The 296-nt window shown below is 51.7% G+C and carries 1 pseudogene; it reads left to right on the forward strand.

Going from position 1 to position 296, the window contains the following annotated elements:
• Nucleotides 1-222, forward strand: a pseudogene (locus B2899_RS14860) (DNA modification methylase); the annotation flags it as partial.
• Between the last annotated feature and the right edge of the window lie 74 nt (nucleotides 223-296).

Genomic DNA, 296 nt, shown 5'->3' on the forward strand with positions numbered 1-296 from the left:
AATAAAATCAGTGGCCGATGGGATGAGGAGAAGCTGGCGATCTTGCTTCAGGAATTAGCGGAGAGTGAAATTGATATCGAGTTGACCGGCTTCGATGGCGTCGAACTGGAAGACCTTCTCTTTGCTTTGCCGGCCGATACAGAGCCGGATGAGCCAGTTGTAGATGATGAATATGACGTGCAGGCTGCGCTGGATGCTATCAAAGAGCCGGAAGCAAGGTAGGGGGACGTATGGCGTTTCAGGCATTTGCTCGTTTGTGGCGATGCTACACGCTTAGAAGATGTGCAGCGGCTCAT

The organism is Aneurinibacillus sp. UBA3580, from assembly GCF_002375825.1.
GTDB classification, from domain to species: domain Bacteria; phylum Bacillota; class Bacilli; order Aneurinibacillales; family Aneurinibacillaceae; genus Aneurinibacillus; species Aneurinibacillus danicus.